The organism is Croceibacterium atlanticum (genome assembly GCF_001008165.2).
GTDB lineage: Bacteria > Pseudomonadota > Alphaproteobacteria > Sphingomonadales > Sphingomonadaceae > Croceibacterium_C > Croceibacterium_C atlanticum.
Map to the genome: position 1 here is coordinate 204,749 of NZ_CP011452.2, position 14,385 is coordinate 219,133.

Here is a 14,385-nt window from a genome sequence, read left to right on the forward strand (position 1 = left end):
TGAATCGGAAAGGTTGAAACAATGGCAATTGCACTTCGTCTGTCGCGTGGTGGCGCCAAGAAGCGCCCTTATTACCGGATCGTGGCCGCGGACAGCCGCAAGCCGCGCGATGGCCGCTATCTGGAACAGATCGGCACCTACAATCCGCTGCTGGCCAAGGACGATGAAAAGCGCGTCCAGCTGAATGAAGACCGCGCTCGTTACTGGCTGGGCGTTGGCGCGCAGCCGAGCGACCGCGTGGCCCGTTTCCTGGATGCCGCCGGCATCCGCGAGCGTGCGGCCCGCAACAACCCGAACAAGGCGGAGCCGGGCGACAAGGCCAAGGAACGCGCCGAGGAACGCGCTGCGAAGCTGGCTGAAGCAGAAGAAGCTGCCAAGGCTGCCGAGCAGGAAGCCGCCGGCGCCGAAGCTGCGACTGAAGAGGCTGCCGCAGAGGAAGCTCCGGCCCCGGGAGCTACCGAGGAAAAGGCCGAGGGCTGATTCGCCTTGGTTAAAGACAGGTCCGTCACGCTTGCCGCCATTACCGGCGCGCATGGCGTGACGGGGGAAGTGCGACTCAAGCTCTTCGGTGAAGGGCTTGAGGCACTCAAACGCCACAAGAGCTTCAATGACGGCGCGCTGACGCTGAAGAAGCTGCGCGACGACAACAAGGGCGGAGCTATCGCCCGCTTCGCCGAAATCACCGACAGAAGCGCGGCCGAGCAATTGCGCGGGACCACGCTGGATGTCGCGCGATCTGCCCTGCCTGCCTTGGACGAGGGCGAATATTATCACGCCGATCTTCTGGGGCTTGCCGCCATTTGCGATGACGGGCAGCAACTGGGCACTGTGGTCGCGGTCGAAAATTTCGGCGCCGGCGATATTGTCGAGATCGAAGGTCCGCCGGGTGAAGACGGCAAGCGGCCCCGTTTCATGGTGCCGATGACCAGGCAGGCAGTGCCTGACTGGAATGCGGAAAGACTGGTGGTCGCACGGGATTTCGTGCCCTAGCGTGTCCGCATGGACGCCCAGATCTATTTCATATTCGCATGGATGCTGATCGCCGGAACGCTGGCGCTGAATGTCCTGTCCGCCGGCATGGCGGCCATTCTCCATATCTGGCGCGGCGAAATGCGCCAGCACAGCCGGATCACCCTGTCCGCCCTTATCGCCGCCCTTTTTCCGCTTAGCGGTGTGCTGTTCGTGGCCGCGGCGGAGGCTTTCATGGGGCCGGATGGCGTCACGGTCTTCTTCGGTGTCGTGATCATCATGGCGCTTGCCATGGTTGTCGGCGGTCTCCTCGCTCTGCTGATGGCAATCATCGTTACCCGCCGATTGGCAGGCGGGCAGGACCGTTCAGCTGTCTTTGAATAGCAGCAGGCTGCGGGAACAACGGCGTCATCCACTCGTCTAAAAGGCGAGTTCCCGCCCGGAATCTGCGTGCCTGGCACGGGCGGCGCGGGAAAAAAGATCGGACTGCCGGTTCACGGCAAGCCAGTCATCTGTTTATAGAGGCGCCGTCAATCCGAATTTCAGCAATTGCGCCCGATAGTATTGCGGGTTTGCCGCAATGCGTCCGGCGCGGAACAGGGAGACCAATGACCGAAACGGAACCAACCGTATTCGCCCCCGATGAAAAACAAGATTATGGAGATGATCCAGTCGCCGTCCGCAGCACTGACCATTACACGAACGAGTATGTTCGTGGCTTCGTCAGTAAATGGGATGAGCTTATCGACTGGGAAGCACGCGCGAAGAGCGAAGGCCGCTTTTTCATCGACGTGCTGAAAGCGCGCGGCAAGCACTCGGTGCTCGATGTCGCTACCGGAACAGGCTTTCACTCGATCCAGCTGCTCAAGGCCGGTTTCGATGTGACTTCCGCCGATGGATCTGCGGAAATGCTGTCCATGGCGTTCCAGAACGCCGCCGATCGCGGACAGGTTCTCAAAACGGTTCACGCCGACTGGCGCTGGCTCAACAAGGATGTTCATGGCAAGTTCGATGCCATCATCTGCCTGGGCAACAGCTTCACCCATCTTCACGAAGAGAATGATCGCCGCCGCGCGCTGGCCGAATTCTACGCCGCGCTGAAGCATGACGGGATATTGATCCTGGATCAGCGCAATTATGACGCCATCCTCGACGACGGCTTTGCCACGAAGCACAAATATTACTATTGCGGCGAGCAAATCAGTGCTGAGCCGGAATATGTCGATGATACTCTGGCGCGGTTCAAATATTCATTCCCGGACGGGTCAGAATATCACCTGAACATGTTCCCGATCCGTAAGGACTATACGCGCGGCCTTCTGCGCGATGTCGGTTTTCAGCAGATCCATTCCTATGGTGACTTCCAGGAAGAGGGCGAGGAGAAATCTCCCGACTTCTTCATTCATGTCGCCGAAAAGGAGTATGCTGATGAGTGAGGCGACGGTCGATACTGCACGCGATTATTACGACAGCGAGGAGGCTGACGAATTCTATTCCACCATCTGGGGTGGAGAGGATATTCACGTCGGCATTTACGAGAAGACCCGTGATATTCGCGAGGCCAGCCGGACCACGGTGGAGCGGATGGCCGAATTGCTGGGCGATCTTCCCTCCAGGCACATTCTCGATATCGGCGCCGGTTATGGCGGTGGAGCGCGCAAGCTGGTGGGTGATTTCGGCGCCCGGCACGTCACCTGCCTGAACATTTCCGAGGTCGAGAACGAGCGGAACCGGGCCTTCACCGAAAAGGCCGGCCTGTCGGACCGGATCGACGTGATTGATGGATCCTTTGATGATCTGCCTTTCGAGGATGCGTCTTTCGATGCGGTGTGGAGCCAGGATGCAATCCTTCACGCGCCGGATCGGAAGGCCGTGCTGGACGAGGTGGCGCGCGTGCTGAAGCCGGGCGGTGAATTCATCTTCACCGATCCGATGCAGGCTACCGACCTGCAGGACGCAGCCGCCTTGCGGCCGATCTACGACCGGATCCATCTGCCGGATCTGGCCTCCTTCGGCTTCTATCGCGAAGAGCTCGGCAAGAGAGGCTTCGAAGAAGTCCTGATCGAGGATCGGAGCGAGGAAATCGGCAATCATTATGGCCGCGTGGCCGAAGAACTCGACGCACGTCGTGGCGAGCTTTCGGCGAGCGATGCCTTTGTCGACCGCATGATCGAAGGGCTGGGCCACTGGGTGCGCGGTTGCGCCGCCGGCAAGCTCACCTGGGGTATCATGCTGTTCCGCAAGAAGGGTTGACCGCCTTTTCCGGAACGTCGCGTGGCGGGCATCGCTGTGAGGGGTTGATCCCGGCAGCATCGCCCGCCACGCATGGTTTTTTCCGTGTGAGAGGCGGTCGATGCCGGGCCTGTGGCGATGCACCGGGACGAGCCGCCGCCGGCCATGCAATTGGGGGTGACGGCGTGGTATTCCTGCGCTGTGCCGGCTAGGCAGTGCGGGTCCCGCGGGAAAGTTGCGCGCGGCCACGCCTGCGCGTAACGGCGTGCCGGGGACAGGAGGAGAAACCGGCATGCTCGAAAATCCAGTTGCAGTCATGGCAGCCTACACGGCCGGTTCCATGTTCCTGTCGGTCACCATGGCGCGTTTTTCGCCTACGATCGGCACGAAATTGCGCACATTCTTTGCCGGGTTCGGGCCCATGGTCGTTGTCTATGGCAGTGAGATTGCGCGGGAGAATTCCGTGGTCCTGCACGGGGCGGACCTGCTTTTGGCCGGGGCGATGCTCGCTCTCGGCACGGGCGCGGCCTTCCTGGCCGGCGGCGTGGTGAAAAAGCCGCGCAAATCCGCCCTCCTGCGCTGATCTCCCCCGATGAGTTTTAACGCCACGATCTTGACCCTTTATCCGGAGATGTTCCCCGGCTCGCTTGGGCTTTCGCTGGCTGGGCGGGCCCTGGAACGCGGCGACTGGTCGCTGGAAACGGTGCAGATCCGCGATTTCGCGACGGACAAGCACCGGACAGTGGACGATACGCCTGCCGGGGGCGGGGCAGGCATGGTGCTGAAACCCGATGTTCTGGCTTCCGCCATAGACCACGCGCTGGAACGCGCGCCGGACTGCCCGATACTGGCCATGACACCCCGCGGCGCGCCGATCACCCAGGCGCGGATTCGCGAACTGGCGGCGGGGCCGGGCGTCACCATGTTGTGCGGCCGGTTCGAAGGCTTCGATGAACGAATTTTCGAAGGCCGGCAGGTGGAACAGGTGAGCCTGGCCGATATCGTCCTGTCCGGCGGAGAACCGGCTGCGCTGGCCATATTGGATGCTTGCATTCGCCTGCTTCCCGGCGTAATGGGCGCGGCTTCAAGCGGGGCCGAGGAATCCTTCGAGGAAGGGCTGCTCGAATATCCGCAATATACCCGACCTCAGGAATGGGAAGGGCGCACGATCCCTGAAGTGCTGCGATCGGGGGATCATGCGAAGATTGCCGCGTGGCGGAAACACCGCGCGGAAGAAGACACACGGTTACGCAGACCGGACCTTTGGGAACGCCACTGGGGCGTTCGGGACCAGTCTGCCTCTGGCGCGCGGCATGACGATTGAGGAGCTCAGGCTATGGGTCTGATCCAGGAACTCGAGGCCGAACAGATCGGTCAGCTCAGCGAGGGGAAGGACATCCCCGAATTCCGCGCCGGTGATACCGTGCGCGTGGGTGTGCGCGTTGTTGAAGGCACCCGCACCCGTGTCCAGAATTACGAAGGCGTCTGCATCGCCCGCTCCAATCGCGGCCTGGGCAGCAACTTCACCGTCCGCAAGATCAGCTTCGGCGAAGGTGTGGAACGTGTGTTCCCGCTCTATTCCCCGAATATCGACCAGATCACCGTGGTCCGCCGCGGCGTCGTGCGTCGTGCCAAGCTGTATTATCTGCGTGGCCGCACCGGCAAGCGCGCTCGTATTGCCGAGCGCCGCGAGAATGTCGGCCAGTAAGGTCGGGCTTTCGTCCAACCGATTTCATGCGTAACGAAGGGGCGCGCCGGATCTTTCCGGGGCGCCCCTTCCGCGTTTGGAGCTGAATTTACATGCAATCTTTCCGTCTGCTCGCCGCCGCCAGCATTCTTGCCCTGTCGGCCATACCGTCTATCGGCATGGCGCAGGAGGAAACGGGCATGACAGAGACGCAGAGCGGCGAACTGACACTGGAACGGGTGTTCGGTAGCCCGAGCCTCAATGGTTCCAGCCCGCGCGGGCTGAAGCTGTCGCCCGATGGCCGTTACCTCACGCTGCTGCGCAATCGGCCGGATGACAAGGACCGCTACGATTTGTGGGGCTTCGACCGGGAAAGCGGCGAGTGGTCCATGCTGGTCGACAGTGAAAAGCTGGGCACCGGGCGCGAGCTTTCCGAAGCGGAAAAGATGCAGCGTGAACGCCAGCGTATCGGCAGTCTGAAGGGCATCGTCACTTATGACTGGGCCGCGGACGGGCAGGCCATCCTGGTGCCGCTGGACGGTGATCTTTATCTCGCCCGGCTGGACGGGACGACGCAGCGCCTGACCGATACGGAAGAGAGCGAACTCAATCCCGCGCTAAGCGAGACGGGGGCCTATGTCTCCTTCGTGCGCGATGGGCAGCTCTGGACCGGGAAACCGGGCGAGGATGCCGCGCCGGTCACGCCGAAGGAAGGCGATCTGATCAGCTGGGGCGTGGCGGAATTCGTCGCCCAGGAAGAACTCGATCGCAGCACCGGCTTCTGGTGGTCCCCCGATGACCGCCGGATCGCCGTGGCCCGCGTGGATGAAAGTCCGGTCGGCGTCGTCACCCGCGCCGCGATCGGCGCCAAGGGCACGCGCACTTATGACCAGCGCTATCCGGCGGCGGGCACGCCCAATGCGGATGTCTCGCTGTTTGTCATGGACCCTGACGGCACAGGCCGGGTGCAGGTCGATCTCGGGCCGGACAAGGACATCTATCTCGCGCGGGTCGACTGGGCACCCGATGGGAGCGCGCTCTATGTCCAGCGGCTTGATCGCAAGCAGTTCACGCTGGACATGCTCAGGGTCGATCCCGCCACGGGCGAAAGCAGCGTCCTCTTCACCGAGAAGGCGGCGGACGGGCACTGGATCAACCTGACGAACAATTACAAGTTCCTGCGCGATGGCAGCCTGATCTGGTGGTCGGAACGCAGCGGTTTTGGCCATCTCTATCGCTTCGCCGATGGCGACTGGCAGCAGCTGACCAGTGGCGACTGGGTGGTGACCGGGCTGACAGGCGTGGATCAGGATGCGGGCCGTATCTATTTCACCGGCACGAAGGACGATCCGCTCGCCACGCAGGTCTATGCGCTGGATCTTGCCGATCCTTCCGCAATCGACAGGTTGAGCGATCCGGCTTTCGCCAACTCCGCCAGCATGGACAAATCAGGCCAATTGCTCGTCATGCGCCGGTCTTCCGATACGCAGCCGAGCCAGATCTATCTCGCCGACCATTCGGGCGAACGGCTGACCTGGATCGAACAGAACGAGCTGGATGGCAGCCATCCCTACGCGCCCTTCCTTCCCAGCCACCGCCCGGCCACTTATGGCTCGATCCCCGGTGCGGACGGGCAGCCGCTCTATTGGCGGATGACCACGCCGGAACTGGAACCGGGCAAGCGTTATCCGGTGTTTTTCCAGCATTATGGCGGCCCCCATGCGCAGACCGTGACGAAGGGTTGGGGCGGCGCGCTGGAACAATATATCGTCGACCGGGGCTATATCTTCTTCGAGATCGACAATCGCGGCAGCAATAATCGCGGTGTCGATTTCGAGAAGGCGATCTATCGCGCCATGGGCACGGTAGAGGTCGAGGATCAGAAGCGAGGCGCCGAATATCTGAAGACGCTGGACTTCGTCGATCCGGACAGGATCGCCACCTATGGCTGGTCCTATGGCGGTTACATGACGCTGAAAATGCTGGAAGCCGATCCCGGCCTCTATGCCGCGGGCATATCGGGTGCGCCGGTTACGCGGTGGGAACTCTACGATACCGCCTATACGGAACGCTATATGGGCACGCCGCAGGACGACGCGGACGCTTACGCCCGGAGCGAGGCGATCGAGGACGCGGCGAAGATCAGCGATCCGCTGCTGCTGGTGCACGGCATGGCGGACGACAATGTCGTGTTTGAAAACTCGACCGAACTGGCTGCGAAGCTGCAGGGCGAAGCAGTGCCGTTCGAAATGATGTTCTATCCCGGCTATACGCATAGCGTGGGCGGGCCGAAGATCAGCGTGCATCTGTGGAACACGATTTTCGACTTCCTCGATCGCCACGGTGTCGGCCCGGCGGATTAACGGCGCGATGAAAGGCGGCGCCAGCGCTTCCCGGCCCGTCCTTGGCGTCAGCGGCGCCTGGGCCATGGCCGTGGGGGGAATGATCGGCGGCGGGATATTCTCCACGTTGGGCGTGGTTATCACCGTCGCCGGCCAATGGGCCTGGCTCAGCTTCCTGATCGGCGGCGTTATCGCGCTTGCCTCCGGCCATTCCTATTCCGCGCTGACCCGCCAGATCGGGGAACCGGGCGGTTCCTATGCCTATCTGCGGGCGATGGGCTGGAATACGGCCGCCCGGATTACCGCCTGGGTGCTGGTGATCGGCTATACGCTGACAGTTTCGGTCTATGCGGTCACTTTCGGGGCCTATGCCGCCAATGTTTTTCACGCGCCGGAATGGGTGAAACTGGCAGCGGCAATCGGCGCAATCATTTTCCTGGCGGGGATCAATCTTGCCGGGGCTGCGCAGGCGAACATGCTGGAAAAGCTGGCCGTATGGGGCAAGCTGATCATCCTGCTCGGCCTGGCCGGGCTGGGCCTGTGGCACTGGGCGCCTGAAAAGCTGGTGCTCGACCCCGGCCAGCCGGTGGGCCTGACCGGGGCGCTGATCGGGATGGGTGTCGTCTTCATGGCTTATGAGGGCTTCCAGCTCCTCAGCTATGATTATGACGAGATGATCCATCCCTCCCGCACGATCCGTATCGCCATGCCGCTGGCCATATTGGTGACGACGGCGACCTATATCGTCGTGGCGCTGGGGGCGGGAATGCTGGCCGGTGCGCCGGCCATCGTCGCGAACGAGGAAGTGTCGCTTGCGATTGCGGGACGGGAAGCGATCGGCCTTGCCGGTTTCATCGCCGTATCCATTGCCGCGACCTTCTCCGCCGGTTCAGCCATCAACGCCACCGTTTTCGCTACTGCCCGCCTGGCGGACCGGGCCGCCAGCGATGGCGAAATGCCGGCCCTGTTCGCCGCGCGCGACAGGCGGAACGTGCCCTGGTTCGGTACGGTGGTGATCTCCGGCGTCGCCATAGTGCTGGTGCTGGTTGGCGGAATTGCTCAGCTGGTCGAAGGGGCGAGCTTCGTTTTCCTGGGCGTATTTGCGCTGGTGAACTGGATCGCGATCCATCGCGGGGTCGGTTCGCGGGCGATTGCGCTGGTCGGGCTGACGGGTTCCGGGGCCGGTGCTGTCATGCTTGTCCTGCATCTGGCCGGATGGGTCTGAGCCGGTCATCACCGGCTTTCCCCTTGTATGCGTGGAGGCGGGGCACCATTTGCGAAACCTGCGGTTTCCAGACCAAGGGTTGAAAGCAAATTGCGCGGGCGGTAACGCCCCGCGACCCGGTCGTATGGGCCGGCAATGCGAAAGGTAAGGCAGTAAGATGGGTTATCGGGTTGCGGTAGTCGGCGCGACGGGCAATGTCGGACGCGAGATGCTGGCGATCCTGGCGGAGCGTGAGTTCCCGATGGACGAGGTTGCGGCCGTTGCTTCCTCGCGCTCGCAGGGCACGGAAGTTGAACTCGGCGACACCGGCAAGATGCTCAAATGCCGGAATCTGGAACATTTCGATTTTTCCGGCTGGGATATCGCCCTGTTTGCCGCAGGCTCCGGCCCGACCAAGGAATATGCGCCCAAGGCCGCTGCCGCCGGCTGCGTGGTGATCGACAACAGTTCGCTCTATCGCATGGACCCGGACGTGCCGCTGATCGTGCCGGAAGTGAACCCGGACGCGATCGACGGCTATACGAAGAAGAACATCATCGCGAACCCCAACTGCTCCACCGCGCAGCTGGTCGTGGCGCTGAAGCCGCTGCATGACGCGGCGACGATCAAGCGCGTGGTGGTGAGCACGTATCAATCGGTCTCCGGCGCCGGCAAGGCAGGCATGGACGAACTGTTCGAACAGAGCCGCGCCATCTTTGTGGGCGATCCGGTCGAACCGGCAAAGTTCACCAAGCAGATCGCCTTCAACGTCATCCCGCATATCGACGTGTTCATGGATGACGGTTCCACCAAGGAAGAGTGGAAGATGGTGGTCGAAACCAAGAAGATCCTCGACCCGAAGATCAAGCTCAGCGCCACTTGCGTGCGCGTGCCGGTGTTTGTCGGCCATTCCGAAGCGGTGAATATCGAATTCGAGAAGGAAATCTCGGCCAAGGAAGCGCAGGACATTCTGCGCGAGGCGCCGGGCTGCATGCTCGTCGACAAGCGTGAGGATGGTGGTTACGTCACCCCGGTCGAAAGCGCGGGCGACAGCGCCACCTATATCAGCCGCGTGCGCGAAGATCCGACCGTGGATAACGGCCTGGTCCTGTGGTGCGTTTCCGACAATCTCCGCAAGGGGGCCGCGCTCAACGCCGTGCAGATCGCCGAACTGCTCGGGCGGCGGCACCTGAAGAAGGGCTGATCGCTGCCATGCGCGCCTTCGCACTGGCCGGGCTGGCGATGCTGGCAGGCTGCGGGGGCGCCGGGCAGGCGGATGGCGAACAATCCGCGGGGCAGGAACCGGAAGCGGTCGAAAGCCCGGAGCCAACAGCCAACGCCACGGCGCGCGAGCCCATGGCCGTGGTCTATGCCAAGGGCGTTTCCTTCGGCACGCGCCGCATGCCCTTTCGCACCGCGCGGCGCGTGATCGAAAAAGAAGCGCGGGTGGTTTTTCCCGACCTCACTTTTGAAATCGATCATAATCCCGAATGCGGGGCCGGTCCGATGGAGTTCACTTCGTTCGGGCCACTGACGCTGAACTTCCAGGAAGACCGGCTGGTTGGCTGGTTCATGGAAAAAGGGCCGGGCATGCAGACCGCGGACGGCATTCGCCCCGGCATGACCCTGGCCGAATTGCGTGAACAGCGCAGTGTCGAACTGCTGCCTAACAGCACGCTGGGCGGCGAATTCACCTATATGACGCCCGATGGCGGGACGATTGACGGCTTCCTGGAAGGGGAGGGCGATGGGGCCATCGTCACCGCTCTCTATGCGGGCACGAACTGTTTTTTCCGCTAGATGGGAAATGCGGCGATTCTGCCTGCCTGACCATTACCCGGAGGATCAATGCTGCACAGCTTCATCCACAATGACACGCCGAGCGGGTCCAAGGCATGACTGAAACCCGACGCATTACCAGTTTTGACGGAGTGGAACTGGCCGTTCACAGCATGGGCGAAGGGCGAAAGGTGCTGTTGCTGCACGGCCTCTTCTCCAGCGCGGAAATGAACTGGATCCGTTTTGGCCATGCACAGCAACTGGCCGATGCCGGCTTTGAAGTGATCATGCCCGATCTGCGCGCCCATGGTGCCAGCGATGCGCCGCATGACGCGTCCTTCTATCCCGAAGACGTGCTGGTTCGCGACGTGGAGACGCTGGTCGAAAAGCTGGACCTGGCAGATTATGATCTGGTCGGCTTTTCTCTCGGTGCCCGGACGGCGGCGCGTTGCGTCGTGCAGGGCCTGTCGCCCCGCAAGCTGGTGCTGACGGGCATGGGGCTGGAAGGCCTGGCCGGATGGGACAGGCGCGCTGCCTTCTTCATCGATGCAATCGATCGATTCGACGAGGTAAGGCGCGGCGATCCGGCGTTCTTCGCCGTTCAGTTCATGAAGACGATGAAGGTGGACCGGGTGGCCGTGCGGCAATTGCTGGGCACGGTGGATGATACGACGGCGGAAGATCTCGCCGCCCTGACCATGCCCACCCTGGTCCTTTGCGGGGACAAGGACCGGGATAATGGTTCGCCCGAAAAACTGGCTGAAATCCTGCCCGATGCCCAGCTCGCCTATGTGCCCGGAACGCATATGAGTTCGGTTGCGGAACGCGCCATGGGCGAGGAACTGGTTCGCTTCCTGTCGGCTTGATTCCAGAGGCCGCCCGGTCCAGACTAGTCACATCTGTAACGGAATTCTCCGAAGGACATTTCCCCATGAAGATCCTGGCATCGGTTGCCCTGTTCGCCCTGGCGGCAGGCATTTCCGCCCCTACATTGGCGCAAGGCGAAACGAGCACCTCCGCAAGCGAGGAAAGCTATCCCATGACACCGGCAGGCGCGGCGCAATTCGTCGCTGCCGTGGAGCGGGATCTGTTCGATTATTCCGTGGATGCCAGCCGCGTCTATTGGGTGAACGCCACCTATATCACGCCGGATACGGATGCACTGGCGGCGAAGGTCGGTGCAGAGGGCACGGAAAAGAGCGTCAAATATGCGCTTGAAGCCGCGAAATTCGCGCGCATCGACGGGCTCGATCCCGACGTCCGGCGCAAGCTGGACATTCTGCGCACCGGCATCGTCCTCCCCGCGCCGACCACGCCCGGCGCCGCGGACGAGCTGAACACGATCGCGACCGCGCTCAATTCCCAATATGGCAAGGGCAAGGGCACGCTGAATGGCGAACCGATTGCCGGATCCGATATCGAGGCGGAGATGGGCAATCTGGATCACACTCCGCAGGAATATGCGGAAATGTGGGCAAGCTGGCATGACAATGTGGGCGCGCCGATGAAGGACGATTACGCCCGCATGGTGGAAATCGCCAATGAAGGCGCGAAGGAGCTTGGCTTCGCCGATGTCGGCGCCATGTGGCGCGCCAATTACGATATGGACCCGACCGAATTTACCGCCATGACAGAGCGGTTGTGGCAGGAAACGAGGCCGCTTTATCTGGCGCTGCACACTTATGTCCGCAGCAAGCTGAACCAGAAATATGGCGATGCGGTGCAGCCTGCCACCGGCCCGATCCGCGCCGACCTGCTCGGCAATATGTGGGCGCAGGAATGGGGCAATATCTATCCGCTCGTCGCGCCCGAAGGTTCGGGCGATCTCGGCTATGACATTGGGGACCTGCTGGAAGAGAAGGGCAAGGGCCCGCTCGACATGGTGAAGATTGGCGAGGGGTTCTATTCCTCGCTCGGCTTCAAGCCCTTGCCGGAGACTTTCTGGGAACGGAGCCAGTTCACCAAGCCGGCGGATCGTGAAGTCGTCTGCCACGCCAGCGCCTGGGACGTGGATAACAAGGACGATATCCGCATCAAGATGTGCATCAAGGTGAATGCGGATGATTTCGTCACCATCCACCACGAGCTGGGCCACAATTATTACCAGCGCGCCTATAACGAACAGCCCTATCTCTATCTGAACGGCGCGAATGACGGCTTCCACGAAGCCATTGGCGATTTCATCGCCCTGTCGATCACACCGGAATATCTGGTCCAGATCGGCCTGCTCGACCGCGCCGATGTGCCGGGCCCGGAAAAGGATACCGGCCTGTTGCTGCGCCAGGCGATGGACAAGGTGGCCTTCCTGCCTTTCGGCCTGCTGATCGATAAATGGCGCTGGGGCGTTTTTGACGGTTCGATCCCGCCGCAGGAATACAACCAGGCATGGGTCGGGCTGAAGCAGGATTATCAGGGCATCGTGCCGCCGGTCGAACGGCCGGCCGATGCCTTCGATCCGGGCGGGAAATACCATATCCCGGGTAACACGCCCTATATGCGCTATTTCCTGGCCCGCATCCTGCAGTTCCAGTTCTTCAAGGCCGCTTGCGATCAGGCGGGATGGGAAGGCCCGCTTCACCGCTGCAGCTTCTATGGCAATGAGGAAGTCGGGCAGAAGCTGAACGACATGCTGGAAATGGGCGCCAGCAAGCCCTGGCCGGAAGCGCTGGAAGCCTTCACCGGCACGCGCGAGATCAGTGCCAAGCCGATGCTCGAATATTTTGCGCCGCTGAAGGCATGGCTGGACGAACAGAACAAGGGCAAGCCGCAAGGCTGGTAAACCGGACCGCCGCGAATGGGTTCAGCAGAGGCAGCGCCGATCCTTTCCCCCCGCCTGCTCGGGTGGCGGGAGCATGTCGGCCTGCCGGAGCTGGGCCTTTCCGGCATTCAGGCCAAGATCGACACTGGAGCGCGGACATCGTCGCTCCACGCCGTCAATATCGAGCTTTTTGAACGGGACGGGGCCGATTGGGCCCGTTTCCGTATCGATCTGGGCGGTGGCCACGCCACCTCCACATGCGAGATACGCAGTGTCGCCAGGCGCACCATCACCAGCTCCAACGGTCTGGGCGAGAAACGGCTGATCGTAAAAACCCGTCTGCAGATCGGCGATCAGAATTTCCGCGCCGAATTCAGTCTCGCGGATCGTTCGGACATGGTATTTCCCATTCTTATCGGGAGGTCTGCTCTCCGTAATCGATTCGTGGTCGATCCGGCGCATTCCTACCTTCAATCGGACAAATCCGGCGCAAGGAACTCATGCGATGAGAATCGCGATGCTCGCCCGCAATCCGAACCTCTATTCACACCGCCGGATCGTCGAGGCGGCTGAGGCTCGCGGGCATACTATTGATATTCTGAACACATTGCGGGTGACGATGAACATCACCTCGCATCGCCCCGAAGCCTTCTACAATGGAGAAAAGCTGACCGGCTATGACGCGGTGATCCCGCGGATCGGCGCATCCATCACCTTTTACGGGCTGGCCGTGCTGCGCCAGTTCGAGATGATGGGCATCTGGCCGCTGAATGAAAGCGTGGCCATCGGCCGCAGCCGGGACAAGCTGCGCTCCATGCAGATCCTTGCCCGCGCGGGCCTTGGCCTGCCGGTAACGGCCTTCGCGCATGATCCGAAACAGGCGAGCGAAGTCATCCGCATGGTTGGCGGCGCGCCGGTGGTGATCAAGCTGCTGGAAGGCACGCAGGGCATAGGCGTGATGCTGGGCGAGACGGAGAATTCGGCCCGCTCCGTGATCGAGGCCTTTCGCGGGGCCAATGTGAATATCCTGGTGCAGGAATTCATCAAGGAGGCCGATGCCACCGATATTCGCGCGCTGGTGATCGGCGGGAAAGTCGTCGCCTCCATGATGCGCAAGGGCGGGGAGGGGGATTTCCGGTCCAACCTCCATCGCGGAGGGGAGGCGAAATCCATCCGCATCACACCCGAAGAACGCTCCACCGCCGTCCGCGCAGCCAAGCGGCTGGGCCTCAATGTTGCCGGCGTCGACATGCTGCGGTCCAATCACGGGCCGGTGATCATGGAAGTCAACAGCTCGCCCGGCCTGGAAGGTATCGAGCACGCGACCGGCAAGGATATTGCCACGCTGATGATCCGTTTCATCGAGGAAACGGCCATCGCGGGCAAAACCAAGACGCGCGGAAAGGGCTAGGCC

Annotated in this window: 16 protein-coding genes; all 16 read left to right on the plus strand. The window is 61.9% G+C overall.

Going from position 1 to position 14,385, the window contains the following annotated elements:
• Positions 1-21: 21 nt before the first annotated feature.
• The 16 genes from rpsP (at position 22) to rimK (ending at position 14,382) form a co-directional block, all read left to right on the plus strand.
• On the plus strand, positions 22-480 hold the full coding sequence (rpsP, locus tag WYH_RS01050; RefSeq protein ID WP_046902349.1) for a 30S ribosomal protein S16: 459 nt from the start codon (positions 22-24) through the stop codon (positions 478-480).
• A gap of 6 nt (positions 481-486) precedes the next feature.
• Positions 487-990 carry a ribosome maturation factor RimM gene (gene rimM / locus WYH_RS01055; protein WP_046902350.1) on the plus strand — a complete coding sequence of 168 codons (504 nt, stop codon included), beginning with the start codon at positions 487-489 and terminating at the stop codon, positions 988-990.
• Between the two features lie 9 nt (positions 991-999).
• A complete protein-coding gene (locus WYH_RS01060; protein ID WP_046902351.1) occupies positions 1,000-1,353 on the plus strand; it encodes a hypothetical protein in 354 nt (117 codons plus the stop codon).
• A 224-nt stretch (positions 1,354-1,577) separates the two neighbouring features.
• Complete coding sequence (locus tag WYH_RS01065; RefSeq protein WP_046902352.1) at positions 1,578-2,405, plus strand: glycine/sarcosine N-methyltransferase; 828 nt, start codon at positions 1,578-1,580, stop codon at positions 2,403-2,405.
• Complete coding sequence (locus tag WYH_RS01070) at positions 2,398-3,222, plus strand: methyltransferase domain-containing protein (RefSeq protein ID WP_046904682.1); 825 nt, start codon at positions 2,398-2,400, stop codon at positions 3,220-3,222. Before WYH_RS01065 ends, WYH_RS01070 begins: the two co-directional genes overlap by 8 nt.
• Positions 3,223-3,493: 271 nt before the next feature.
• Entirely contained in the window at positions 3,494-3,784 is a 291-nt protein-coding gene (locus WYH_RS01075; protein ID WP_156320030.1) for a hypothetical protein, read from the plus strand.
• Positions 3,785-3,793: 9 nt separating this feature from the next.
• On the plus strand, positions 3,794-4,525 hold the full coding sequence (trmD, locus tag WYH_RS01080; protein ID WP_046902354.1) for a tRNA (guanosine(37)-N1)-methyltransferase TrmD: 732 nt from the start codon (positions 3,794-3,796) through the stop codon (positions 4,523-4,525).
• Between the two features lie 12 nt (positions 4,526-4,537).
• Entirely contained in the window at positions 4,538-4,909 is a 372-nt protein-coding gene (gene rplS / locus WYH_RS01085; protein ID WP_046902355.1) for a 50S ribosomal protein L19, read from the plus strand.
• A gap of 92 nt (positions 4,910-5,001) precedes the next feature.
• Positions 5,002-7,251, plus strand: coding sequence for a S9 family peptidase (locus WYH_RS01090; protein ID WP_046902356.1), 2,250 nt, complete (start codon positions 5,002-5,004; stop codon positions 7,249-7,251).
• Between the two features lie 7 nt (positions 7,252-7,258).
• Positions 7,259-8,455, plus strand: a complete 1,197-nt coding sequence (locus WYH_RS01095) for an APC family permease (RefSeq protein WP_046904683.1) — start codon at positions 7,259-7,261, stop codon at positions 8,453-8,455.
• A gap of 157 nt (positions 8,456-8,612) precedes the next feature.
• On the plus strand, positions 8,613-9,638 hold the full coding sequence (locus WYH_RS01100) for an aspartate-semialdehyde dehydrogenase (protein WP_046902357.1): 1,026 nt from the start codon (positions 8,613-8,615) through the stop codon (positions 9,636-9,638).
• An 8-nt stretch (positions 9,639-9,646) separates the two neighbouring features.
• Positions 9,647-10,234: a hypothetical protein gene (locus tag WYH_RS01105; protein ID WP_053833321.1), complete on the plus strand. Its 588-nt coding sequence runs from the start codon at positions 9,647-9,649 to the stop codon at positions 10,232-10,234.
• A gap of 95 nt (positions 10,235-10,329) precedes the next feature.
• On the plus strand, positions 10,330-11,079 hold the full coding sequence (locus WYH_RS01110) for an alpha/beta fold hydrolase (protein ID WP_046902358.1): 750 nt from the start codon (positions 10,330-10,332) through the stop codon (positions 11,077-11,079).
• Positions 11,080-11,144: 65 nt separating this feature from the next.
• Complete coding sequence (locus WYH_RS01115; RefSeq protein ID WP_046902359.1) at positions 11,145-12,992, plus strand: M2 family metallopeptidase; 1,848 nt, start codon at positions 11,145-11,147, stop codon at positions 12,990-12,992.
• A 15-nt stretch (positions 12,993-13,007) separates the two neighbouring features.
• Positions 13,008-13,544: an ATP-dependent zinc protease family protein gene (locus tag WYH_RS01120; RefSeq protein WP_082347712.1), complete on the plus strand. Its 537-nt coding sequence runs from the start codon at positions 13,008-13,010 to the stop codon at positions 13,542-13,544.
• Positions 13,477-14,382, plus strand: a complete 906-nt coding sequence (gene rimK / locus WYH_RS01125; protein WP_046902360.1) for a 30S ribosomal protein S6--L-glutamate ligase — start codon at positions 13,477-13,479, stop codon at positions 14,380-14,382. The genes WYH_RS01120 and rimK overlap by 68 nt, the downstream gene beginning before the upstream one ends.
• Positions 14,383-14,385: the final 3 nt, after the last annotated feature.